The following is a 22,884-nucleotide window of genomic DNA, read 5'->3' as shown; positions in this document are numbered from 1 at the left end:
GCAGCGAGCTGCCTTTTTGCGACTTCCCCTTAGTTACGCTATGCTAATCAAAACCCGCGGTATCGTCCTCAGCTACCTTAAATACCGCGAATCCAGTATCATCGCCCGCGTGTACACCGAGCAGCGCGGCGTGCAGAGCTACCTCGTGAATGGTGTGCGCCGGGCCAAGCCACCGGGGCGCATTGCCCTGTTTCAGCCCTTTACTTTGCTAGAGTTAGTGGCCTATGTGCCGCGCCAGGGCGGCGGCCTCACCCGGCTAGCCGAGTTTCGGTGCGCCGAGCCGTTTCGCTCCTTGCCCTACGAGGTGCGCAAAAGCAGCGTGGCGCTGTTCCTGAGCGAGGTCGTGAGCAAGTCGGTGCGCGAGGAAGAGGAGAACGTGTCGCTATTCCGTTTCCTGCACGATTCCATCCTGGCCTTCGACCAGCAGGAGGTAGGGGTCGAAAACTTCGCGCTGCTGTTCCTGCTGCACCTGGCCAGCTACCTGGGCTTTGGCGTCGAAACCGGCGGCGAACTTATCGACCAGGTGGCGATGGCCGGCCCCGCGCCCACGGGCAGCTACTTCGGCAGCGGCCCGGCTACGCTGCGCCTGCGCGAGTTCGAGCACTACTTCGATGAGCTGCTGCGCACGCCGGCCGCCGTCACCCTTCCCAATGGCGTGGTGCGCCGCGAGCTGCTAGCCGTTGTTATCCGCTACTACCAGCTCCACGTCGAAAATTTGGGCGAAGTCAAGTCGCTGGAAATACTGAGTGAAGTGCTAGGGGGCTAATAGCAAACGGGCCGGGGCCAGGGTATTCACCTGCCTCCGGCCCGTTTGGTTAGTAGCTCCCTAGCGGCTATTTCTTGGTGGTTTTGTGCGGGGTGGCTGCTTTGGTACCAGGCTTGGCCGTATGCTTTGCGGCGGGCTTGGCTGCCGGCTTTTTAGCCGGCGTGGTAGCAGCGCCTTTCACATCCACTAGCTCCACGTCGAAGCGCAGGTTGGCATCGGCTGGAATGTCGGCCCCGGCCCCGCGCGTGCCGTAGGCCAGCGACGACGGAATGAGTAGCGTGGCCGTGCTCCCTTTGGGCAGCATCGCAATGCCCTGGTCCCAACCCGGAATAACCTGCCCCGTGCCCAGCACGAAGTCGAAGGGTGCGCCGCCGTGCTTTGCCGAGGAGTCAAACTCCTTGCCGGTAGCCAGCACCGTGCCGCGGTAGCGCACGCTCACGGTTTGCCCGGTTTGGGGCAGCGGCCCGGTGCCGCGCTTGGTAATAACGTACCAGGTGCCACCGGCGGTTTTTTTGGCTGTCGCGGTCAGCTTATTGTCTTCTAAATACTTAGCAATGGCCGCGTTGTCTTTAGGTGCCTGCTCGGCCTGGTGGGCGCGGGCGCGGCGCTGCTGCTCGGCCTGCACGTCTTGCTGCAGGCGCTGGGCGGCGGCCATTGCCGTGGCCTGGTCTACCATGCGCACGGCCGTGGCCTGTAGCACCAGCACGTTGCCGCTGCGCCGCAGCTCAGCTGGCACTGGCCGGCCCCGAAACAGCGAGTCGGCCGGGATGCGAAACACCGCGCTGTCGCCGGGTTGCAGCATTGCCAGCGCCTCCTCGGGCGAACCCTTGCGGAAGCCGGCGGCCAGGGGCATGGGCACCGGCTGGCCGTGGGTCATTTGCCGCGTGCTTTGCAGCACCGAGTCGCGGCCCGTGAGGTAGCTCATGTGCAGCATCATAAACTGGCCGGCCCGCGAGGTGTCGGTGGGGCTAGGGGCGGCCCCCAGCGGCCGGGGCACGTAGCGGCCCGCCGCGTCGCGCCGAAACAGGCGGTACTCGGTGCCGCTGGGCAGGCGCTCGAAGCCGGGCGTGGGGGCGGTTTGGGCGTGGGCCAGGGCCGGCAGCGCGGCCAGCGGCAGGAAAAGGAGAAAGCGCATGGCGAAGGAATAAAACAAAACCGCCGCGCCAGGTGGCGCGGCGGCAAGTAAACTAAAAATCGAAGCGGCAGCCTAGCGGCCGGCCGGCGGGGCCTGCATAGCAGCCGGCGCGTTGGTGATGTCGGTGAGTTCGATATCGAAGCGCAGCGGCGAGTTGGCCGGGATGGCGGGCGGCGAGCCCTGCTTGCCATAAGCCAGCGACGACGGAATGAGGATGGTAGCCTTGCTGCCTTTGTTAAGCTGCTGCAAAGCGGCATCCCAGCCCGGAATTACCTGGCCGCGGCCCAGCGGGAACGAGAACGGCTGCCCGCCGTGCTTGGCGCTGGCGTCAAACTCTTTGCCATCAAGCAGCAAGCCGCGGTACTGCACCGTCACGGTCTGGCCGGCTTTGGCGTTGGGGCCGGTGCCGGGCTGCGTCGTGATGATGTACACGCCGCTGGGGTCCTTCTTGGCGTTGGTCAGGTTGTTTTTCTTCATGTAATCCTGCAAGGTTACATCGTCGGCTTTATCCTGGGTTTCGGCGTAGGCGCGCATCTGGCGCTGCTGCTCGGCCATCATCTTCTGCTGGTCGGCCATCGCCTCGGCCATGGCGGCGTCGCGGGTTTGCAGGTTCACGGCCTTCACCGTGAGGATGATGTAGTTGCCTTTCTTCTTGAGGTTGGCGGGGGCTAGCTGGTGGGCGTTGCGCTTATACAGCGTGTCGGCGTTGAAGCGGAATACGCCGCTGTCGCCGGGCTGCAGCAACGAAAACGCCTCGGGCTCAGCCCCTAGCTGCTTGGCCGTGAGGGCCTCAAGCGGAATGCGCACCGGAATGCCAAACTGGCGCTCGCGCGACTTCATCATCACCGAGTCGCCGGCCGTGCGGTACTCGATGTGGGCCGACATTACCTTGCCCACGCGGTCCTTGTAGGTGGCATCTTCGCCGCCGGCCACCTCGCGGGGCGAGTAGCCGGTGCCGTCTTTTTTGAAAATCTTGTACTCGATGCCCGACTTGGTTTTGGCATAATCGCCGCCGCCTTTATTGCACGATGACAGGAAGGAAGCTGCGCTGAGCACGCCCGCCGCCAGGGCCAGGTGCCGGGCCGCGCCGGGCCGAAGAGAAAACTGCATGAAAAACAAAAGTTGGAAAAGAGACGAACCAGCCCCAAAGTTAGGCCACGGGCGGCGCAACTACCACCGGCTCGGCGGGCGTGCCGAGTAGCTGGGCCTGGTACTGCGGCAGCAAGCCCACAAAGCGCTCCACGGTAGCATCCAGCGACTCGGTGCTGACGCCGCCCGAGGCGTTGTGGTGCCCGCCGCCGTCGAAATGGTTGCGCGAAAAATCGGCAACCGAAAAGTCGCCCACCGAGCGGAACGATATTTTAACGGCCGAGCTGCGGTCGATAAACACCGCCGCCAGCACGATGCCCTCGATGCTGAGCGCGTAGTTTACGAGGCCTTCGGTGTCGCCGGTTTTGCTCTCGTACTCGCGCAGCTCCTCCTTGGTCACGGCAATGTAAGCCGTGTTGAACTCACGCAGTACCACGAGCTTATCCTTCAAAATATACCCAAGGAAGCGCAGCCGAATTTCGGAGTGCGAGTCGTAAATGCGGCGATGCACCGACGCCAGGTCGATGTGGGCATTGAGCAGCTCGGCAATGATGAGGTGCACGTTGCGCGAGGTGCTAGGGTGCCGAAACGAGCCCGTGTCGGTCATGATGCCGGCGTAAAGCGCCTCACCCATGCCCTGGTCAATCAGCGCCTGGTCGCCCAGGTCGCGGATAATCTCGAAAATAAGCTCGGCGGTGGCCGCCGCCGTAGGTTCCGAAAAGCTGACGTCGGCAAAGTTTTCGGGGCGCTGGTGGTGGTCGATGAGCACCTTGGTGCCCGGCGCCCGGCGCACGTACTCGCCCAGCTCGTTGATGCGGCCCAGGCAATTAAAGTCGAGGCAGAACAGCAAGTCGGCGCGGTTCACGAGGTCGCGCACCTGGCGGTCGTTCTGGCGCGGCTCGTACACCACCACCTCGTCGTTGCCCTGCATCCAGTTGAGGAAAGCCGGGTAATCGGAGGGCGTAACGACGGTCACGGAGTGGCCTTTTTTCTTCAGGTACGTGGCCCAGGCCAGCGACGAGCCCAGTGCGTCAGCATCAGGCTTGTGGTGGGTGGTAATAAAAATCTGCTTGGGCTCGGCCAGCAGCGCTTGCAACTCGGATACGGAAGGAAACATCGACGACGTGAATGGCCTGCGAATGCGAAGAAAAAGCGCCGGGAGTAATTCCCAGCGCAAACGGCCGGCAAAGGTCGGCAGGAATTGGGTTTCAACAACTGAACCCCGCGTGAAGGTTCGGGAAAGCGCGCTGCCTCAATGGGCTGGCTAGGGGTGCTGGCCGCCCCAAAACGCCCTGCGGCTAGCGCCACGGCATTCTGCTCCTACCTTTGCGCCATCAACTAAATTTTCTTTTAAGAATGGCAACCAACCGCACCTTCACGATGATTAAGCCCGATGCCGTGGCCGACAACCACATCGGTGGCATCCTGAGCATGATTGAACAGGGCGGCTTCCGCATCGTGGAGCTTCAGAAAGTGACCCTGACGCCTGAGCGCGCCGGCGAATTTTACGCCGTGCACAAAGAGCGTCCTTTCTACAACGACCTCGTGAAATACATGTCGAGCGGCCCCATCGTGGCGGCTATCCTCGAGAAAGACAACGCCGTGGCTGACTTCCGCACCCTCATCGGCGCCACCAACCCGGCCAACGCCGAGGAAGGTACCATCCGCAAGAAATACGCGAAGAGCATCGAAGCCAACGCCGTGCACGGCTCGGATTCGGACGAGAACGCCCAGATTGAGGGTGAGTTCTACTTCGGCAAATAAGCTGGCTACCGCTTGTCATGCTGACGAAGGAAGCATCTCTTAGGTTAGTTGGTGTAAGCCGTGCTGCCCTAGCAAGATGCTTCCTTCGTCAGCATGACAGACGGGATAAAAGCTTAAAAAGCCGCTCTGCATCGTGCAGAGCGGCTTTTTATTTATACTCAAATCAGACTTTTTTTGTACCAAATTTGTATTGCCGAGCTTAGCTAGCCCGGCCAAAGCCGATGCGGCCACCGCCTTTGGGCTCGCTCACGAAGGTAGCATCTTCGCGGTTATAGATGTCGGCCAAGGACATAGCTTCGGTCACGGGCACCGTTTGGCCGAGTTCCGTGGCTAGGGTCTGGGCTTTGGGTTGGGCCAGGGCCTCGAAGGCGTAGGAGGCAATAAGGCGGCCCTTGCGCAGCAGCGCCTTGTCGATGCGCGCCAGGTCGGCGTTGAAGGTGCAGATAATCTGGATGTGGAAGCCGTCGCTCAGCAGGCCGTCGCTGAGGTTGAGCAGGTTGCTCACGGCATTGCTGCCGGTGGCGTCGCGCTTGGTGAGCAGCTCCTCGGCATCCTCGATGAGCAGGATGGAGTTGGTATTATCGTGCAGCAGGTTGATAAACTCGGGGTCGGCGATGCGCAGCGCCAGATTGGGCGGAATGAACAGCTTGGGCTTATCGGTGAGGCCGCAGAGATGGCGGATGTAGCTGGTTTTGCCGGTGCCGGGCGGGCCGTGCAGGATAACGAGGCCCTTGTCGTCGGGCTTTTGCAGGCGCTTCACGATGGCCTCGTGCACGGGCAGCAGGTCGTCGTTGTAGTTGGTGGCAAGGTCGAGCGCCGGAATTTTAATGGGCAGCGGCGAAAAAGCCAGGTCGCTACCCATCAGGCGCAGCACCTGAATGCGCTGGCGCTCTACCTGCCCGCTTTCGAGCTGGGCCACGAGCAGGCCGCGCAGGCGGGCCAGGGCGCTAGGGTCGGTGCGAGGCGAGTAGTAGAGCGTGGCGCTCTGGTCGCCGTAGCTGCTCACGATGCTGAAGAACAACAGCGTGTGCGGCTCGGGCGAGAGGGCGTAGAACTGCCACTCGGGTGCCTTGTCGGCCTCCTCGATAAACACCGACTGCACCACCGTAATCTGGTCGATATCGTGCGTTTCGGCTAGGCCAGCGAGTACCGTTTTGCGGGCGTCGGCCGTCACGAGCTGGTAGATTTCGCGGCGCGGCAGCTCGCCAAACATTGTATAAAACCACGTGGACGGCTGGAAGCCGTGTTGGTTGTAGCTCGTCGAAAAATCGGGGCTAGCCGCTGGGGGCGGAGGGGAAATACTCATTAAATCAGGCAAGAGAGCCGGGCGCAGGGCCGGCCATTAGGCTGCCACGGCCGGCTCAGAATATTTGTTTTCCAGCGCTTGCGGCTCGTGCTTGTGCTTGAAAATGAACACGAACAGCACCGCAATTACCAGGGCATAGGCCGCGAAGGCTAGCCAGATGCCGTGCCAGTCTTTAATACATTCTTCCTTGCCATTAATCATTTGGCAGGTAGTAAAATAATTCTGGATAACCAGGCCGCTGATGGAGCTGCCCAGCACGGCGCCGAAGCCGTTGGTCATCATCATAAACAAGCCCTGGGCGCTGGCCCGGATGCTGGGCTGGGTCTGGGTTTCGACAAACAGCGAGCCCGAGATATTGAAGAAGTCGAAGGCCATGCCGTACACGATGCACGAGAGAATAATCATCCAGAGGCCGCCGGCCGGGTTGCCGAAGGCCAGCAGGCCGAAGCGCAACACCCAGGCCACCATGCTGAACAGCATCACCTGCTTGATGCCGAAGCGCCGCAGGAAGAAGGGAATGGCGAGGATAAAGAGCGTTTCCGAAATTTGCGAAATCGACATGATGAATGCCGGGTGCTGCACCGAGAGCGTATCGCGGTAGGCCGGTACTTTGTCGAAGTCGTGCAGGAAGGTATCGCCGTAGGCGTTGGTGAGCTGCAAAGCAGCCCCGAGCAGCAGGGCAAAAGCGAAGAAGGTAGCCAGCTTGCGGTCGCGCAGCAGGGCAAACGACTTGAGGCCTAGCGCATCGACCAGCGAGCGGCCCGAGGCACCCTGCGAGGGCGGCGGGCAGGCGGGCAGCGTGAAGGCATACACGCCTAGCAGCAGCGCGGCGCTGGCGGCTACGTAAAACTGATTGGCCGATTTCTCGAAGCCCAGGAACGTAACCGTCCACATGGCCGCAATGAAGCCAATGGTGCCCCACACCCGGATGGGCGGGTAGTCCTTGACCACATCGAGGCCCTGGGTTTTCAGGGCCGAGTACGACACGGCGATGGAGAGCGAGAGCGTGGGCATGTAAAAAATCATGTTCAGCAGGATAATCCAGAAGAACAGGCCCGGGTCGGTAACCAACGGAATGGTGCACAGCGTGATACCGCCGCAAATGTGCAGCACGCCGTAGAGCTTTTCGGCATTCACCCACTTATCGGCCACAATGCCCATGAGCGAGGGCATGAAGATGGACGCGATGCCCATCGTGGAAAAAATGGCGCCAAACTGCGCGCCCGACCAGTTTTTGGTTTGAAACCAGTACGCGCCAATCGTAATCAGCCACGCGCCCCAGATAAAAAACTGAAGGAAGCTCAGGATAGTAAGACGCAGCTTGATGCTCATGGCAGGCAAAGCGTTAAAATTTCGGAAAAGGGGCTTTTGCGCCTAAAGTTACACTATTTTCGGCAGGCGCGGCGCCCGGCGCGTAGCATTGGGGTAACAAGAGTAAGCGCCCACTCAGGTGCCGCTAGGGCACAAAAAAGCCCTCCTGCGCGGGCAGGAGGGCTAGCGGCAGGTAGCGCGGGCTACTTGGCCGCTTCGTAGTTCTTGTTAACCTGGTCCCAGTTGATGAGGTTGAAGAAGGCCGCGATGTAGTCGGGGCGCTTGTTCTGGTACTTGAGGTAGTAGGCGTGCTCCCACACGTCGAGGCCCAGGATGGGGAAGCCCTTGCAGCCGGTGTCGGGCATCAGCGGGTTGTCCTGGTTCGGGGTCGAGCAGATTTGCAGCGAGCCATCTTGCTGCTTGCAGAGCCAGGCCCAGCCCGAACCGAAGCGCGTGGTAGCGGCTTTGGTGAATTCTTCCTTGAACTTGTCGAACGAGCCGAAGGCCTCGTTGATTTTGTCGGCTACTGCGCCCGTGGGCTGGCCGCCGCCGTTGGGGCTCAGGATGGTCCACCACAGCGAGTGGTTCCAGTGGCCGCCGCCGTTGTTGCGGATGGCCGGGCTAGCCTTGGCAATATTGTGCAGAATCTCTTCGAGGCTCTGGTTTTCAAACTCGGTGCCCGCAATAGCGGCGTTGAGGTTGGTAACGTAGGCCTGATGGTGCTTGGTGTGGTGAATTTCCTGGGTTTGCGCGTCAAACGTGGGTTCGAGGGCGTCGTAGGAATACGGCAGCTTGGGCAGTTCAAAAGCCATGATGCGGGTGTTTTAAAGTGAAAAGATGGGTAGGTACAGGTATAACCCCCAACGGGCCGCCGGGGTTACGGCCGCCCGCCGGGCGCCCCCAAAAGTAGGCTAGCCCCGCTTCTCTTTAAAAAAGTCCTGCATAAGGGCTGTGCATTCGGCAGCGCATACGCCGGCCCGCACCTTGGTGCGCGGGTGCAGCAGCCCCAGGGTGTGCCGCCGGTAGCCGGTTTTGGGCTCGTCGGTGCCAAACACTACCGCCCCGAGCTGGGCCCAGGCGCTAGCCCCGGCGCACATCACGCAGGGCTCTACCGTCACGTATAAGGTACAGTGAGTGAGGTATTTATTGCCCAGGTAGTTGGCGGCGGCCGTGAGGGCTAGCATTTCGGCGTGGGCCGTTACGTCGCGCAGCTGCTCGGTCTGGTTGTAGCCCCGGCCAATTATCACGCCATCGAGCACTACCACCGCCCCGATGGGAATCTCACCCGCCGCCAGCGCCCGCCGCGCCTCGGCCAGGGCCTGGCGCATGAAGTAGTCGTCGGTGAGGATATTAATTGGCATCGTCATGCAGAGCGTAGCGAAGCATCTCGCTCGCATCGTTGCTAACGGCAGGAATTACTGCGCCACGCGAGATGCTTCGCTGCGCTCTGCATGACGACGATACGAGCTACTTCAGGCTGATGTCGCCAAGGGCGGCCTGGGCCACCGGGCGCCACTGCGCCTGCTCCTCGGCCGGGGCCGAAAAGGAGAATACGTACAGCTGCTGGCCCTGCACGGCGTACTCGACGTATTCGTACTTTTTGATGGGGGCCAGGGCGTTAGTGCCGCGGCGGCTGTCGCTCATGGTCGAAACAAACTCCAGCGCTACCATGTCGCGGCCATTCACCTTGCGCACCTCCTGGGTCAGGAAATCGACCTTGGTATAGAGGCGCTGCACGCTGGCTTTGTACATGGGCAGCAGCACGTTGTAATCGGGCCCAAACGTGGTGGGCCGCACCGATACGCTGTAATCGACACGCCCGCTAGGGTTGCTGTACACAGCCAGCGGCTTGCGCGGCGACGGAAACTTGACGGCAATGGCCGCGTCGGGCAGCGGCGCAAACCCCACCGGCATGGCTACCGACAAGCCCGGCGCCAGCTTCACGGTCGTCAGCTTGGGCCTCGGGGCAAAGCTGGTGAGGGCGAGGGTAGCGGCGAGCAAGGGCAAGGTTTTCATAAGCAAGGCAAAAATACGGGCTAGCGAACGGGCGAAGGAAAAGAGAGGATGCAACCTGCAAAAAACCGAATCGTCATGCTGCGCCTGCCGCAGCATCTTGCCCATACCGTCAGGTTATATCCTAGCGGAACGAGCAAGATGCTCCGGCAAGCGCAGCATGACGGGTTTGTAGTAGGCAAAAAGCGGCTAGCGGTGCACCACCGTGGGGTATTTGATGCGTACCTTCTTCCAGTACAGGTAGTTGCCGGTTTTGGCTTCTACCAGGTACGTGCCCGCCTGGATGTGGCCCAGGTCTACGGGCTCGCCGGTATTGTTCTGCGGGTCGAGCGCTTGCTGATAAACGACTTTATTTTTGTAGTCGGTCATCACCAGCGTGCCGGGCTTGGTAAACTGCTGCGTGAAGCTGAGCATCACGCTGTTAGAATTGGGCTTCGGGAAAATGTCGATGCCCGAAAGCGTTTCGACGCGCTTGATGGGCCCGTCAAGCGTCACGGCCGGCGCTTCGCCTTTGGTTTTAATCTCGGTGCCGCCGTCGTACTTGTTTTTGGTCTTGACTTTCGTTTGGGCCTGGGCCGCACCGGCCGCGAGCAAAGCGGCCGCCAGGGCCAGCGAAGAAAGAAATTTCATATCAAAGAGAGAAAAAGATGCCGCGCACCAGCGCCGCAAAGCCTGCTTTTGCATACTTCATACCAAACCCAACGGTTGCGGCCCCCAACCCGAACTAACTTTGCCCCTGTGCGGCCTGTCTCCAAAAGGCCCCTCTCACCAGCGAATAGCCAGCCTGCGCAGCAGGCGTATCAGCGAAATCCGTTAAATCCGTTAAATCTGCGGTTTATGTTAAGAACCCACACCAACGGCGAGCTTCGCCAAGAGCACGTCGGCCAAACCGTCACCCTAGTCGGCTGGGTGCAGCGCACCCGCGACAAAGGCGGCATCCTCTGGATTGACCTGCGCGACCGCTACGGCATCACGCAGCTAGCCCTCGAAGAAGGCGTGGAAAGCGAGGCGGTGCGCGAAAAAGCCCGCACGCTGGGCCGCGAGTTTGTAGTATCGGTAACCGGCAAAGTGGCCGAGCGCTACTCCAAAAACGCGCATATTCCGACCGGCGACATTGAAGTGCGCGTGGAAAAGCTAGAAGTGCTTAATCCTGCTAAGCTGCCGCCCTTCCTCATCGAAGACGACACCGACGGCGGCGACGAGCTGCGCATGAAGTATCGCTACCTCGACCTGCGCCGCACGCCCGTGCGCAACAACCTGATGCTGCGCCACCGCATGGCCCAGGCCGTGCGCCGCTACCTCGACGGCCAGGACTTTATCGAAGTAGAAACGCCCGTGCTCATCAAAAGCACGCCCGAAGGCGCCCGCGATTTCGTGGTGCCCTCGCGCATGAACCCCGGCGAGTTTTACGCCCTGCCGCAGTCGCCCCAAACGTTCAAGCAGCTGCTCATGGTGTCGGGCTTCGACCGCTACTTCCAGATTGTGAAGTGCTTCCGCGACGAAGACCTGCGCGCCGACCGCCAGCCCGAGTTCACGCAGATTGACTGCGAAATGGCCTTTGTGGAGCAGGAAGACATCCTCAACACCTTCGAGGGCCTGGTGCGCTACCTGTTCAAGGAAATTAAGAACCTTGATTTCCCCACCGTGCCCCGCATGGAATACGCCGACGCCATGCGCTGGTACGGCAACGACAAGCCCGACGTGCGCTTCGACATGAAGTTCGTGGAGCTGAACGACGTGGTAAAAGGCCAGGGCTTCCCGGTTTTCGACAGCGCCGAACTGGTGGTGGGTATCAACGCTGCCACCTGCGCCGCCTACACCCGCAAGCAGCTCGACGAGCTGACCAATTTCGTGAAGCGCCCGCAGCTAGGTGCCACCGGCCTCGTGTACGCTCGCGTGGAAGCCGGCGGCGTGGTGAAGTCGTCGGTCGATAAATTCTACTCGCAGGAAGAATTGCAGAAATGGAAAGCCGTCTTCAATGCCAATGAAGGCGACCTGCTGCTCATCCTGGCTGGCCCGGCTGACAAAACCCGCAAAGCCCTGAGCGAGCTGCGCCTCGAAATGGGCCAGCGCCTCGGCCTGCGCGATAAGGACACCTTCGCCCCGCTGTGGGTCGTCAATTTTCCGCTGCTGGAGTATATCGAAGAGGAGGGCCGCTACTTCGCCATGCACCACCCCTTCACCTCGCCCAAGCCCGAAGACCTGCACCTACTTGATAATCCCGATACCATCGGCCAGGCCCGCGCCAATGCCTACGACTTGGTTATCAACGGGGTGGAAGTGGGCGGCGGCTCCATCCGCATCCACGACCGGGCAGTGCAGGCCCGCATGTTCTCACTGCTAGGCTTCTCGCCCGAGGAGGCGCAGGCCCAGTTTGGCTTCCTGCTCGACGCCTTCGAGTACGGCGCGCCGCCCCACGGCGGCATCGCCTTCGGCTTCGACCGCCTGTGCTCGCTTTTCGGCGGCGCCGACAGCATCCGCGACTTCATCGCCTTCCCTAAAAACAACTCGGGCCGTGATGTGATGATTGACTCGCCCTCGCCGATTTCGGATAAGCAGCTGACGGAGCTGAGTATCAAAACGGATGTGATAGTGAAGTAGGGTATGAAGCGCCGAAGATTCAAGCCGGCTGAAATAGTTTACGAATACCGCATAGGCTACTCGCAGGGTACTATTTTATTCGATTTGGTATTCGGATTCTTTTTGTTTATCGGCGGCGTGATACTCTCATTTTGGATAAAAAGCTGGCTAGGCCTCTTTTGGCCACTACTCGGCGTATTTTCATTGTGGCAGGCAGTCAAACGCTTTCGTCAGCAGGGACCTCAAATAAAAATTGGTCGACAAGGTATATGGAGCGTCAAAACAGATTTCTTGCCTTGGGGAAGAACTCTCCCAATTGTGAAGATGGAATTGGGTTATCGTTCTGTTTCTACTTATTTAGTACTCCTTAACCGGTTCAATCAGCATCAAGAACTGGCAAAATTCAACCTGCGCGAATTAGATATTGACGTTCGTACATTGAAAATGTATATAAACGAGCTTGCTCCAAAGTTTTAATGAAAACGAAAGGGGGCGACTGAGGAATTAGTTGCTCCCTTTCGTTTTTATTACAACCACTCCACGTTTTCCTTAAACTCCATTGGGTACATATTGAGGTATTGCACGATGCGCGGGTAGGAGCTTCGGTTGGCGCTGCTGCCGTGGGGAAGGAAGTGGTGCCAGATAACCATATCGCCGGCCTCGGCAGCAATGGGCTGGGCTAGCCCGGTTAGGTCGATGCTGCGCGGGCTGGTGCCGGTGGGCAGGCCGGCTAGCCAGCTTTCGAGCCGGCGGTGAAAACCGGGTACGCATTGAAATGCTCCTTGCTCGGCCGGGGTGTCGCAGAGGTAAATAAGGCCCTGAGTGCCGAAGTAGAACGGCGGGCGCAGGCTCATATCCCAGTGCAGCGGCGTACCCTGGTGGCAATAAGTGGCCGTTTCGGGCGGGTTGAGGCTGGTGCGGTCGGTGGTAGCCCATAAGTCGGCCGTGCCCCAGAGCTGGGCAAAGGCCTTGTGGATGCGCGCCGACTGGCGATTGGCGCGCAGGGTGGGGTGATGGTAAAAATCCATCATAATGCCTTGGCCGATAGGCTTCTCATACCACGAGGCCGGCTTGTCAGGCTGCATTTCCAGCGCCTCCCACACGGCCGCTTCCGTGGCCTGGGCCTGCTCTTTGGTAATGGCACCACGCAGAATAACATACCCATTCTCCTGCCAACAGGATAAGTCCTGCTCGCTCAGCACATTGGGGCTCGCCTCGATTTGGCGCAGCTGCTCGGCTAGCTGCTCATTATATGGCTTGCCCGCAAAAACACTATTTAGGCGCTCGATGCGCAAGGGAGCAATTTGGCCGTTGTTCTTCGCTACCACCCACTGCTCAAACTCCTCGAAAGTTGGCGCGGCTTGCATCAAGTGCCGCATGGTTTCCTGGAGCGGCAGGCCTAGCCCATTCAGCAGCAAGTTGTTGAAGCGCCAATCGTGCGCAGCGGGCTCTGTCAAGATGCCTTGGCGCTTGGCCAGCGCCTGGGCCCAAAACCGCTTTAAATGCCGCACGCCAAGCTGGCCGGTTTCTTCTGAGCTGACAAGTACTGCCTGTTTTTTCATGGCGCGACCTTCTTTAGCGCTGTATGCAAAAGTTAGGTCGGCAAGATACTGACTGGCCCACATGCAAAGCGGCCACCGAAATCTCAGTGGCCGCTTTGCATTTGGACAGCAGTTGCGCTTAAAAATTCCGTTCGCCCGTCTCGCGCTTGCCGAGCATCACCGAGCCAACCATTGCGGCCAGTAGCAGAATGGAAGCTAACTCGAAGGGCAGCGAATACTCTTTGAATAATACGAGGCCTAGCCGGTCTACCATGCCCACCTGCGAGCTGAAGGTAGCCGCATCGTAGCCCACCGGCTGCACATTGCGCAGGGCCACCACCATAATGAGCAGCAGCGAGCCACCCGCAATGGTGGCCGCTATTTTGGCTAGGGCTGGCTTATGCGGCTCGGTATCCTCGTTGAGATTCAAGAACATAATTACGAACAAGAACAGCACCATGATGGCCCCGGCGTACACGATGATGTTGACAGCAGCCAGAAACTGCGCATTCAGCGTGAGGTAATGAGCCGAGAGGGTGAAGAACGTGAGGATGAGAAACAGTACGCTGTGCACCGGGTTTTTAGCCAGCACCACGCCTAGCGCACTCAGCAAAGCCACGAACGACAGGAAAAGAAAGAGGGACATAACAGGTAGGGTAAGCTTCGGCTCGCCGTTCGGCTTGTGGTTTTATTAATCGGCAAGCGAAAGCTTACCGCACGCGGCGCTAGGCCAGTTGCGAGCGCAGCTTTTCGGCTTGCTCGGGCGTGAGCTGGATGCCGCGCTTCGAGCGGTTATCGGGCGATACGGGCTCTACCAGGCGGTCTTTGCCGTAAATGAACTCGTCGCGCTCGTAGCGCGGCGGTGCCATCTTGTCGGCTTGCAGGTAAATGGCGGCCTTCGGGCAAGCCTCCTCGCAAAGGCCGCAGAAGATGCAGCGCAGCATGTTGATTTCGTAGCTGACGGCGTATTTCTCCTCGCGGTAGAGGTTTTGTTCGCCCTTCTTGCGCTCGCCGGCCACCATCGTAATAGCTTCGGCCGGGCAGGCTACGGCGCAGAGGCCGCAGGCCGTGCAGCGCTCGCGCCCTTGCTCATCGCGCTTGAGCACGTGCAGGCCCCGGAAAACGGGCGAAAACGGGCGCGTCTCCTCGGGGTAGCGAATGGTAACCTGTTTTTTGGTTGCAGCCCGGAAAAAGTGCTGCATGGTAATGGACAAGCCCTGAAAAATCGCCGGCAGGTAGGCCCGCTCGGCGAGCGTCATCGGCTTCTTTTCCAGTTTCTTGGCGCGGTTGCTTAGCGATTCCATAGTCGTTAGTTAATTACGCCGAACGTAATCAGGCCGCCGGTGAGCAGAATGTTGAAAATAGCCAGGGGGATGAGAATCGTCCAGCCCAGGCGCATCAGCTGGTCGTAGCGAAAGCGCGGGAGCGTCCAGCGCACCCACATGAAGAAAAAGATGCCCGTAAAGATTTTCATGAACATGGCCACCACGCCCATCAGCACGAACAAGTTGTGCGCCCAGTCGGGCGACAAGCCAGCTTTGTTCAGGAAGTCAAGAAACTCGTACTGAAAGGGATAGTTGAAGCCGCCAAAGTAGAGCACCGACATCACGGCCGTAGCCACGAACACGTTTACGTACTCCGCAAACAGGTACAGGCCCATTTTCATGGAGCTATATTCGGTGTGGTAGCCGCCCACCAGCTCGGTTTCGCACTCGGGCAGGTCGAAAGGCGTGCGGTTGGTTTCGGCAAATGCGCAAACGATGAAAATAACAAAGCCCAGCGGCTGCTTGAACACATTCCACGTAAAAATGTCGCTGAGATGCCAGCCGCCCGTGTGGGTTTGCTGCAAGGTTATGTCGCGCAGTGAGAGCGAGCCCGACATCATGAGTACCGCAATCAGGGCCAGGCCCATTGCCAGCTCGTAGCTGATGTTTTGCGAAGCCGCGCGAATGGCGCCCAGCAGCGAGAACTTGTTGTTGGAAGCCCAGCCGCCAATCATGATGCCATATACCCCTAGCGACACGATGCCGAAGATGTAAAGCATACCCACGTTGATTTCGATGCCCTGCAAGTGCACCTGCGTGTTCCCAAATTTCAAGAAACTGCCGAACGGAATAACGGCCGACGACATAAGCGCCGTAATCATGGCCAGGCAGGGGCCGAAGATGAACAGTGCCTTATTAGCACCGCTCGGGAAGAACTCTTCTTTGGTGAAAAGCTTCACGGCATCGGCCAGGGGCTGGGCCAACCCCCAGGGGCCAGCGCGGTCGGGGCCCACGCGGTCTTGCAAAAACGCGGCAATCACGCGCTCGGCGTAGGTGCAATAGGTGGCAATCAGCAGCGAGACGCCGAATACCACCAGTACAACGAGGCCTTGCCAGCCTAAAGATTCGAGAGACATAACGTAAAGAGTATCAGCTTAGAAAGAAGTGCCGTTGGGGCCGCCGAGCTTCAGGGGCGGGTTTTTCTCCAGTTCGCGCACCGTGCTTTCGGGTAGGTCGGCAATCACCTGGGGGTTGATAACCGGCAGCTCGTAGTGGTTGGCCGAGATTACCGACGAGCGGTCGATGTGCGCCGGGCCTTCGATAACCCAGTCCGAAGTCTCCTTTTTCTCGAAGCGGCACTCGTTGCAAATCCACTCTTTTACCTCGCCGTACTCGTCTTTGCGGGCCGTTACGCGCAGCACGTCTTTGCCTTTGTACCACAGCGTTACGTGGCCGGTGCATTTCTCGTGCGAGCATTCGCGGTGCGCGTTTACGGGCTTGGTAAACCACACGCGCGACTTGAAGCGGAAGGTCTTGTCCGTCAGCGCGCCCACCGGGCACACGTCTATCACGTTGCCGCTGAAATCTTTATCAATCGAGTTTTCGATATACGTACCGATTTCGGCGGCATCGCCCCGGCCTAGCACGCCGTGCACGCGGCCCTCGGTGAGCTGGTCGGCCGTGTACACGCAGCGGTAGCACAGGATGCAGCGCGTCATGTGCAGCTGGATGTAGGGGCCGATGTCGATTTTCTCGAACGTGCGGCGTTCCTCCTCGTAGCGCGTGGTGCTCACGCCGTGCTCGAAGGCAAAGTTTTGCAGGTCGCATTCGCCCGCCTGGTCGCACACCGGGCAATCGAGCGGGTGATTGATTAGCAGCATCTCCACGATACCCTTGCGCACGTCGAGCACCTGTTGGCTAGTGGTATTTTCGACCACCATGCCATCCTGCACCGGCGTAATGCACGAGGCTACCAGCTTCGGCATCGGGCGCGGGTCCTTAGCCGAGCCGGCAGCTACGCGCACCAGGCAGGCGCGGCACTTGCCGCCGCTGCCTTTAAGGGGCGTGTAGTAGCACATGGCGGGCGGCACCACGCTGCCCCCGATTTTGCGGGCCGCGTTGAGAATAGTGGTGCCATCGGGCACTTCTACCTCAATTCCGTCGAAGGTTATTTTAGCCATTATCTTTTTCGAATACAAATACTAAGAACACCGCCTAGTAAAGCTAGGCCATTACCAGGTTGCCCCGGTACACTGCGCCCGGCTGGGTAGCCTCCTTCGGATGCGTTACGTGCCATTCAAACTCGTCCCGGAAGTGGCGCACAGCGGCAGCTACCGGCCACGCGGCGGCTTCGCCCAGCGGGCAAATGGTATTGCCCTCAATCTGCTTGGCCACGCTCACAATCAGGTCGATGTCGTGCATCGAGCCGTGGCCGTGCTCTAGCCGGTGCAGTACTTTTTCGAGCCAGCCGGTGCCTTCGCGGCAGGGCGAGCACTGGCCGCAGCTTTCGTGGTGGTAGAAGCGGGAGAAGTTCCAGGTGTTCTTCACGATGCACGTCGTCTCGTCCATCGCGATGAAGCCACCCGACCCTAGCATGGTACCCGTCACAAACCCCCCATCGCTGAGCGACTCGTAGGTCATGAGGCGGTTTTCACCCGCGGCGGTTTTCAGAATCAGTTCTTTCGGCAGAATGGGCACCGACGAGCCACCGGCCACTACTGCCTTCAGCTCTCGGCCTTTCCAAATGCCACCGCAATACTCATCCGAGTAAATGAACTCCTCTACCGGCACCCCTAGCTCCAGCTCGTAGATGCCCGGCTTATTCAGGTGGCCACAGGCCGAGAAGAGCTTGGTGCCGGTGCTCCGGCCCACCCCAATCTTGGCATATTCGTCGCCGCCCATGTTCAGGATGGGCACGACGGCGGCAATGCTCTCCACGTTGTTCACCACCGTGGGGCGGGCATACAGGCCCTGCACCGCCGGAAACGGCGGCTTGTTGCGCGGGTTGCCGCGCTTGCCTTCCAGCGATTCCAGCAACGCCGTTTCCTCCCCGCAGATATAGGCGCCACCGCCGGGGTGCACGTGCAAATCAAGCGAGTAGCCTGAGCCTAAGATGTTTTCGCCCAGAAAACCAGCAGCGTAGGCCTCAGCAATAGCCTTCTCCAGAATGCGCAGCACGTACAGCAGCTCGCCGCGAATGTAGATGTAGCTGGTGCGGGCCCCTAGCGCGTAGCTGCCCGCAATCATGCCCTCAATGAGCAAGTGCGGGAGCTTCGACATCAGGTAGCGGTCCTTGAACGTGCCGGGCTCCGACTCGTCGGCGTTGCAGACGAGGTAGCGCGGCACGCCCTCCGGCTTGGCCAGAAAGCTCCATTTCATACCCGTGGGAAAGCCTGCCCCGCCGCGCCCGCGCAGGCCCGACTTCTTCACTTCTTCCACCACTTCGTCGGGCGTCATTTTCAGCGCCTTCTCTACGGCGCGGTAGCCGCCGTGCTTGCGGTATACGGCAAAGGTTTCGATGCCTTCGACGTTGACGTGTTCGGTTAATAGCTTGCGTCCCATAATCTTAAGCTAGTCGCTAGTAGTTGTTTTGCAGTGAGGTAGGCAAGCCGTTTTCTTCCCAAGGCAGAATGGGCCGATGCACCAGGCTTTTCAGCTCCGTCAGCATGGCATTCACATTCTCTTCCGTATCGAGCGACTCATAATACTTCTCGCGCACCTGCACCACGGGAGCAAAGCCGCAGGCCGCCAGGCATTCCACTTCTTTCAGCGTGAACAGGCCATCGGGGGAATTGCCGCCAACCTTGGCGCCGGTAATGCGCTCTAGATGAGCCGTTAGCTCGTCGGAGCCGCGCAGCATACAGGGGCCGGTGCGGCAGATTTCCAGCACGTGCTTGCCCACTGGCTTGAGGTTGAACATGGTGTAGAACGTGCTCACCTCGTACACCTCAATCGGGCGCAGGCCTAGCGTTTCGGCCACCAAGTCCTGCACCTCGGGGCTTACCCAGCCGCCGAATTCGGCCTGCGCAATGTGCAGCACCGGCAGCAAAGTCGACTTCTTGCGGTCGTCGGGGTAGTGCGTGAGCAGGCGTTTGATTTCCGCCTGGGCAGCGGGCGAAAACTGGGGTTTGGCAGCGGCGGTAATCGGCTCCATATCAGGTACTTTCAACTTAAAAACTAGGCGTCCAGCTCGCCGGCAATTACGTTCATCGACGACAAAATCACGATGGCATCCGAGAGGCTTGTGCCCACCACCATCTCCGAATAGGCTTGGTAATAGATGAAGCACGGGCGGCGGAAGTGCAGGCGGTAGGGCGTGCGGCCCCCATCCGAAACCAGGTAGAACCCTAGCTCGCCGTTGCCACCTTCTACCGAGTGGTATACTTCACCCACCGGGGCGTCAATCTCGCCCATGATGATTTTGAAGTGATAAATCAGCGCCTCCATGTTCTTGTACACGGCCTGCTTGGGAGGCAGGTAGTAGTGCGGCGCATCGGCGTGGAACGGGCCATCGGGCAGGCGGTCAAGGGCCTGATTGATAATGCGCAGGCTCTGCCAAATCTCCTCGTTGCGCACAATAAAGCGGTCGTAGGTATCGCCGTTGGTACCTACCGGAATATCGAACTCAAAGTCTTCGTAGGAAGAATACGGGTTCATCACCCGTACGTCGTAATCGACGCCGGCGGCCCGCAGGTTGGGGCCGGTGAAGCCGTAGTTCAACGCCTTTTCCGCCGTAATCGGGCCCACGTTTACCACGCGGTCCATAAAAATGCGGTTGCGGTTGAACATGGCCTCAAATTCCTTCATCACGGCCGGAAACTCTTTCAGCCACTTGCGCAGCTTTTCAATGGCTACCGGCGAAAGGTCGCGCTCCATGCCGCCCACGCGGCCCATGTTGGTAGTGAGGCGCGAGCCGCAGACTTCCTCGTAAATCTCGTAAATCTTCTCGCGCTCCTGAAACACGTAGAGGAAGCCGGTGAAAGCGCCGGTATCTACGCCCAGGATGGAGTTACAGATAAGGTGGTCGGCAATACGCGCCAACTCCATCATTATCACCCGGATGTACTGCGCCCGCTTGGGCACCGTCACCCCTAGCAGCTTCTCCACCGTCATGTGCCAGCCCATGTTGTTGATGGGCGACGAGCAGTAGTTCATGCGGTCGGTGAGCGGCGTAATCTGGTAAAAGGGCCGCCGCTCGGCAATTTTCTCAAATGCGCGGTGGATGTAGCCGATAGTGGGCACACCCGAGATAATGCGCTCGCCATCCATTTGCAGGATGTTCTGGAAAATGCCGTGCGTGGCGGGGTGAGTCGGGCCCAGGTTGAGGGTCGTTAGCTCCTGCGAGAAGTCGTTGAGCGTGGGCACGAGCTGACCGCCCTGCTGCTCCTTGGCTTCTTCAATAATCTTGTGGGTGCCTGCCAGGGCGTCGTTTACTGCCATAACCTCACCCCCCGGCCCCCTCTCCTTGGGGAGAGGGGGAGCCTGACGACTCGGGAGGATTTATGTGTCAGATTAACTTGTAGTTGTAAAGCGATTAACGACCGAAGAACAGGTCGGTTTTGTCTTCGCGGGTACCATCTTCAAGCGGGTACTGCCGGCGCATGGGATGGTAATCCATATCCTCCACATTGAGAATGCGGCGCAGGTTGGGGTGGCCCGTGAAGATGACGCCGAAAAAATCATAGGCCTCGCGCTCCATCCAATTGGCGGTGGCGTAGAGGTCAGTGAGCGTGGGCACCACCGGGTCGGCCAGGGGGAAGAAAATCTTGATGCGCAGCCGCACATTGTGCACCAGGCTATGCAGGTGGTAAATCATCCCAAGCTCCTGGTTCAGGTTTTCGGGGTAATTGATGCCGCACATGGTGGTCAGGAAGTGAAACTTAAGCGTTTCATCCTGCTGCAAACCCGCCACGATATTGTGAATATGCTCGCGCTTGGTCGTGACGGTGAGCAAACCATACGGCTCGTGCACGTCCGTGAAAGTGGCTTCGCCAAACAAGCTGTGCAGCAGTGCCAGTACCTGCGCATTTTGCTGAGCGGTAGGGTCTAGCGCAGCAGCAGTTTCCTGGGCGGCGGGCGATTCTTCTTTGGTGGGGTCAGCCATAGATAAGCTGTGAGCTTGTGGCTGGTAGCGGGTAGCTTTTTGCTGCCAGACTCTGAAAACGGGAGCTGACAGCTAATAGCTAAGGGCTAGCAGCTCAAAATTATTTAATGTTGTAGGAAGCCAGCAGGGCCTGGTACTCGGGCGAGTTGCGGCGGCGGATACTCTCGTTCTTGGCGAGGTCCTGCACGCGCATCAGGCCGTCGAGCACCTGCTCGGGGCGGGGCGGGCAGCCGGGCACGTACACATCGACCGGGATAATGCGGTCGATGCCTTGCAGCACCGAATAGCTGTCGAAAATGCCGCCCGAGCAGGCGCAGGCACCCATAGCCAACACCCAGCGGGGCTCGGCCATTTGCTCATATACCTGCTTCACGATGGGGGCCATTTTCTTGGCGATGGTGCCCATTACCATCAGCAAATCGGCCTGGCGGGGCGAGAAGCTGGGGCGCTCGGAGCCAAAGCGCGAGATGTCGTAGTGCGCGCCCATTGTTGCCATGAACTCAATGCCGCAGCACGAGGTAGCGAAGGGCAGGGGCCACAGCGAGTTAGCGCGAGCAATGCCCACTACTTTCTCCAGAGAGGTAGCGAAGAAGCCTGCACCCTCAATGCCCTCGGGGGCCGGCACAGATTTGATTTCGGGAACGCGGGTATCAACCATGAGAATACGTCAATTTAAGCAGCCTGCGCAGCAATAGCGGGCTGTTTTTCCAACACCGGCTTGGCGGCGAAAGTTTGGCTGGGAACAGCTTCGTTCCAGCGCAGAATCCCTTTCTTGATAACGTAGCCAAAGCCGGCCATCAGCAGGGCCATGAAGATAATCATCTCCACGAAGCCGGCGGTGCCCAGCTGGCGGAAATTCACGGCCCAGGGATACATGAAAATTACTTCCACGTCGAAGAGCACGAACAGGATGGCCGTGAGGAAATACTTCACCGAAATGGGCGTGCGGGCATTGCCCACGCTCTCGATGCCGCACTCGAAGGAGGCGTCTTTTACTTTGCTGTGGCGCTTGGGGCCCACGAGGTGCGACACGACCATGGCGAAGGCCACGAAGGCTACCGCTAGCCCAAACTGAATGAGAATGGGCAGGTAGTCGCTGGGCTGATACGAAGAATTAACGGCGAGTAGCATAAAAGACAGCTAGTTAGGTAGCGGGCGCACTGGCGCGGACAGGCAAAGGTACACCCAAGCCGGTTTGAGCGAAAGCGAAAAGTAGCCCGCTGCAGCCTAGCGCGGGGTTTCGGTGGGTGGCGGAGCCACGCTAGGGGCACCGGGCTCGCCGGTGGGCTCCCCATTCATGGCGCCGTCGAGGTTGCCGCCATTGAAGTAGTTTTCGGTGAAAATGCGGTAGCGGTCGAAGATGGAGCGCACCGAGCGCACCAGCACGTACTCGCCCCGAATACCCTCGGGCACGGTTACGCCCGAGGCGTAGCCGTTCCAGATGGCGTTGTCGGTTTTGGTATCGATAAGCGTGACCATGAGCGTGCCGTCGAGCATAAGCAGGCGGGTGGGCTGGTAGGCGTGGCGCTGCTCTTCGGGCGTTTCTTCGTTTTCGGCCTCGTTGTTTTTCACCCAGCGCGTGATGTCTTCCTGCACAAAGCCCGGGAAGCGCATATCGCCTTCAAAAAGCTTGTAGCTCACCATCAGGTCGGGGTTGCGGCGCGAGTATTTGTAGCCTTGCAGGCGCAGGCGCTGCTTGATGGCATCGCGCAGCGACTCGCTGAGGCGGGTGCTATCGGCGGCCAGGCCATTGCCGCTCAAAAAGCCGTAGGTGCGGTAGTGGCGGAAGCGCCCGCGGTAGCTGTAGCTCGATTCGATGCGGGCGTCGCGCGAGGTGAGGCAGCTGGAAAGCAAGCCCAGGCTCAACAGGCAGATTAGCTGGATGGTAGAAGTAAGTTTCATGGGAAAAGATGGGAATTCAATGAATACCCTAAGCTACACCAAGAAATTTACTTTTTAGCTACTGCTCAGCTTATTGACCCAAGCCGCCGGGTAGTGGCTGGCCGCGCAA

Annotated in this window: 24 protein-coding genes and 1 pseudogene; 4 read left to right on the top strand and 21 right to left on the bottom strand. The window is 59.5% G+C overall.

Annotated elements, in window-relative coordinates; all coding sequences use genetic code 11:
• Nucleotides 1-40: 40 nt before the first annotated feature.
• A complete protein-coding gene (gene recO, locus Q5H89_RS19880) occupies nucleotides 41-766 on the top strand; it encodes a DNA repair protein RecO (protein WP_305021097.1) in 726 nt (241 codons plus the stop codon).
• 67 nt (nucleotides 767-833) lie between these two features.
• On the opposite strand, the gene Q5H89_RS19875 is transcribed toward recO, so the two are convergent.
• The 3 genes from Q5H89_RS19875 to Q5H89_RS19865 all read right to left on the bottom strand — a co-directional run bounded on the left by Q5H89_RS19875 (nucleotide 834) and on the right by Q5H89_RS19865 (nucleotide 4,107).
• On the bottom strand, nucleotides 834-1,901 hold the full coding sequence (locus Q5H89_RS19875; protein ID WP_305021096.1) for an FKBP-type peptidyl-prolyl cis-trans isomerase: 1,068 nt from the start codon (nucleotides 1,899-1,901) through the stop codon (nucleotides 834-836).
• A 72-nt stretch (nucleotides 1,902-1,973) separates the two neighbouring features.
• A complete protein-coding gene (locus tag Q5H89_RS19870; protein WP_305021095.1) occupies nucleotides 1,974-3,011 on the bottom strand; it encodes an FKBP-type peptidyl-prolyl cis-trans isomerase in 1,038 nt (345 codons plus the stop codon).
• 40 nt (nucleotides 3,012-3,051) lie between these two features.
• Nucleotides 3,052-4,107 (bottom strand): DHH family phosphoesterase, encoded by a 1,056-nt coding sequence (locus Q5H89_RS19865; RefSeq protein WP_305021094.1) that lies wholly within the window; start codon nucleotides 4,105-4,107, stop codon nucleotides 3,052-3,054.
• Between the two features lie 239 nt (nucleotides 4,108-4,346).
• On the opposite strand from Q5H89_RS19865, the gene Q5H89_RS19860 reads away from it, so the two are divergent.
• Complete coding sequence (locus Q5H89_RS19860) at nucleotides 4,347-4,754, top strand: nucleoside-diphosphate kinase (RefSeq protein ID WP_305021093.1); 408 nt, start codon at nucleotides 4,347-4,349, stop codon at nucleotides 4,752-4,754.
• 199 nt (nucleotides 4,755-4,953) lie between these two features.
• Here the strand turns inward: Q5H89_RS19860 and Q5H89_RS19855 are convergent, their stop codons facing one another.
• The 6 genes from Q5H89_RS19855 to Q5H89_RS19830 all read right to left on the bottom strand — a co-directional run bounded on the left by Q5H89_RS19855 (nucleotide 4,954) and on the right by Q5H89_RS19830 (nucleotide 10,014).
• Entirely contained in the window at nucleotides 4,954-6,060 is a 1,107-nt protein-coding gene (locus tag Q5H89_RS19855) for an AAA family ATPase (RefSeq protein ID WP_305021092.1), read from the bottom strand.
• 36 nt (nucleotides 6,061-6,096) lie between these two features.
• The gene (locus tag Q5H89_RS19850) at nucleotides 6,097-7,392 is read right to left on the bottom strand and encodes a nucleoside permease (RefSeq protein ID WP_305021091.1); all 1,296 of its coding nucleotides are present in this window, start codon (nucleotides 7,390-7,392) and stop codon (nucleotides 6,097-6,099) included.
• Between the two features lie 182 nt (nucleotides 7,393-7,574).
• The gene (locus Q5H89_RS19845) at nucleotides 7,575-8,183 is read right to left on the bottom strand and encodes a superoxide dismutase (RefSeq protein ID WP_305021090.1); all 609 of its coding nucleotides are present in this window, start codon (nucleotides 8,181-8,183) and stop codon (nucleotides 7,575-7,577) included.
• Between the two features lie 99 nt (nucleotides 8,184-8,282).
• A complete protein-coding gene (locus Q5H89_RS19840; RefSeq protein WP_305021089.1) occupies nucleotides 8,283-8,738 on the bottom strand; it encodes a nucleoside deaminase in 456 nt (151 codons plus the stop codon).
• Nucleotides 8,739-8,838: 100 nt separating this feature from the next.
• Complete coding sequence (locus Q5H89_RS19835; protein WP_305021088.1) at nucleotides 8,839-9,387, bottom strand: hypothetical protein; 549 nt, start codon at nucleotides 9,385-9,387, stop codon at nucleotides 8,839-8,841.
• Nucleotides 9,388-9,573: 186 nt separating this feature from the next.
• Nucleotides 9,574-10,014 (bottom strand): T9SS type A sorting domain-containing protein, encoded by a 441-nt coding sequence (locus Q5H89_RS19830; RefSeq protein ID WP_305021087.1) that lies wholly within the window; start codon nucleotides 10,012-10,014, stop codon nucleotides 9,574-9,576.
• Between the two features lie 207 nt (nucleotides 10,015-10,221).
• On the opposite strand from Q5H89_RS19830, the gene aspS reads away from it, so the two are divergent.
• Nucleotides 10,222-11,985, top strand: a complete 1,764-nt coding sequence (gene aspS, locus Q5H89_RS19825; protein WP_305021086.1) for an aspartate--tRNA ligase — start codon at nucleotides 10,222-10,224, stop codon at nucleotides 11,983-11,985.
• A gap of 84 nt (nucleotides 11,986-12,069) precedes the next feature.
• Nucleotides 12,070-12,441 (top strand): hypothetical protein, encoded by a 372-nt coding sequence (locus tag Q5H89_RS19820; RefSeq protein WP_305021085.1) that lies wholly within the window; start codon nucleotides 12,070-12,072, stop codon nucleotides 12,439-12,441.
• A 50-nt stretch (nucleotides 12,442-12,491) separates the two neighbouring features.
• Here Q5H89_RS19820 and Q5H89_RS19815 read toward each other — a convergent pair whose 3' ends face one another.
• From Q5H89_RS19815 to Q5H89_RS19760, 12 genes and pseudogenes are all read right to left on the bottom strand, one after another.
• Nucleotides 12,492-13,526 (bottom strand): phytanoyl-CoA dioxygenase family protein, encoded by a 1,035-nt coding sequence (locus Q5H89_RS19815; RefSeq protein WP_305021084.1) that lies wholly within the window; start codon nucleotides 13,524-13,526, stop codon nucleotides 12,492-12,494.
• Nucleotides 13,527-13,644: 118 nt separating this feature from the next.
• Nucleotides 13,645-14,151, bottom strand: coding sequence for an NADH-quinone oxidoreductase subunit J family protein (locus tag Q5H89_RS19810; RefSeq protein ID WP_305021083.1), 507 nt, complete (start codon nucleotides 14,149-14,151; stop codon nucleotides 13,645-13,647).
• Nucleotides 14,152-14,230: 79 nt separating this feature from the next.
• Nucleotides 14,231-14,809 (bottom strand): NuoI/complex I 23 kDa subunit family protein, encoded by a 579-nt coding sequence (locus tag Q5H89_RS19805; RefSeq protein WP_305021082.1) that lies wholly within the window; start codon nucleotides 14,807-14,809, stop codon nucleotides 14,231-14,233.
• 5 nt (nucleotides 14,810-14,814) lie between these two features.
• Nucleotides 14,815-15,906, bottom strand: a complete 1,092-nt coding sequence (nuoH, locus tag Q5H89_RS19800; protein WP_305021081.1) for an NADH-quinone oxidoreductase subunit NuoH — start codon at nucleotides 15,904-15,906, stop codon at nucleotides 14,815-14,817.
• 18 nt (nucleotides 15,907-15,924) lie between these two features.
• The gene (locus tag Q5H89_RS19795) at nucleotides 15,925-16,950 is read right to left on the bottom strand and encodes a 2Fe-2S iron-sulfur cluster-binding protein (RefSeq protein ID WP_305021080.1); all 1,026 of its coding nucleotides are present in this window, start codon (nucleotides 16,948-16,950) and stop codon (nucleotides 15,925-15,927) included.
• A gap of 43 nt (nucleotides 16,951-16,993) precedes the next feature.
• The gene (gene nuoF / locus Q5H89_RS19790) at nucleotides 16,994-18,331 is read right to left on the bottom strand and encodes an NADH-quinone oxidoreductase subunit NuoF (RefSeq protein WP_305021079.1); all 1,338 of its coding nucleotides are present in this window, start codon (nucleotides 18,329-18,331) and stop codon (nucleotides 16,994-16,996) included.
• 16 nt (nucleotides 18,332-18,347) lie between these two features.
• Nucleotides 18,348-18,923, bottom strand: coding sequence for an NADH-quinone oxidoreductase subunit NuoE family protein (locus tag Q5H89_RS19785; protein WP_305021078.1), 576 nt, complete (start codon nucleotides 18,921-18,923; stop codon nucleotides 18,348-18,350).
• 23 nt (nucleotides 18,924-18,946) lie between these two features.
• On the bottom strand, nucleotides 18,947-20,209 hold the full coding sequence (nuoD, locus tag Q5H89_RS19780) for an NADH dehydrogenase (quinone) subunit D (RefSeq protein ID WP_305021077.1): 1,263 nt from the start codon (nucleotides 20,207-20,209) through the stop codon (nucleotides 18,947-18,949).
• A 94-nt stretch (nucleotides 20,210-20,303) separates the two neighbouring features.
• Nucleotides 20,304-20,873 (bottom strand): NADH-quinone oxidoreductase subunit C, encoded by a 570-nt coding sequence (locus Q5H89_RS19775; protein WP_305021076.1) that lies wholly within the window; start codon nucleotides 20,871-20,873, stop codon nucleotides 20,304-20,306.
• Between the two features lie 100 nt (nucleotides 20,874-20,973).
• Entirely contained in the window at nucleotides 20,974-21,531 is a 558-nt protein-coding gene (locus Q5H89_RS19770; protein WP_305021075.1) for an NADH-quinone oxidoreductase subunit B, read from the bottom strand.
• 95 nt (nucleotides 21,532-21,626) lie between these two features.
• Nucleotides 21,627-22,004 (bottom strand): annotated as a pseudogene (locus Q5H89_RS19765) (NADH-quinone oxidoreductase subunit A); the annotation flags it as partial.
• Between the two features lie 96 nt (nucleotides 22,005-22,100).
• Nucleotides 22,101-22,775: a DUF4136 domain-containing protein gene (locus Q5H89_RS19760; RefSeq protein WP_305021074.1), complete on the bottom strand. Its 675-nt coding sequence runs from the start codon at nucleotides 22,773-22,775 to the stop codon at nucleotides 22,101-22,103.
• Nucleotides 22,776-22,884 lie beyond the last annotated feature (109 nt).

Origin of the sequence: Hymenobacter cheonanensis (assembly GCF_030581075.1) — a bacterium.
GTDB lineage: Bacteria > Bacteroidota > Bacteroidia > Cytophagales > Hymenobacteraceae > Hymenobacter.
The sequence above is the reverse complement of the archived record's forward strand: the minus strand, read 5'-3'. Positions and strand labels throughout refer to the sequence as shown.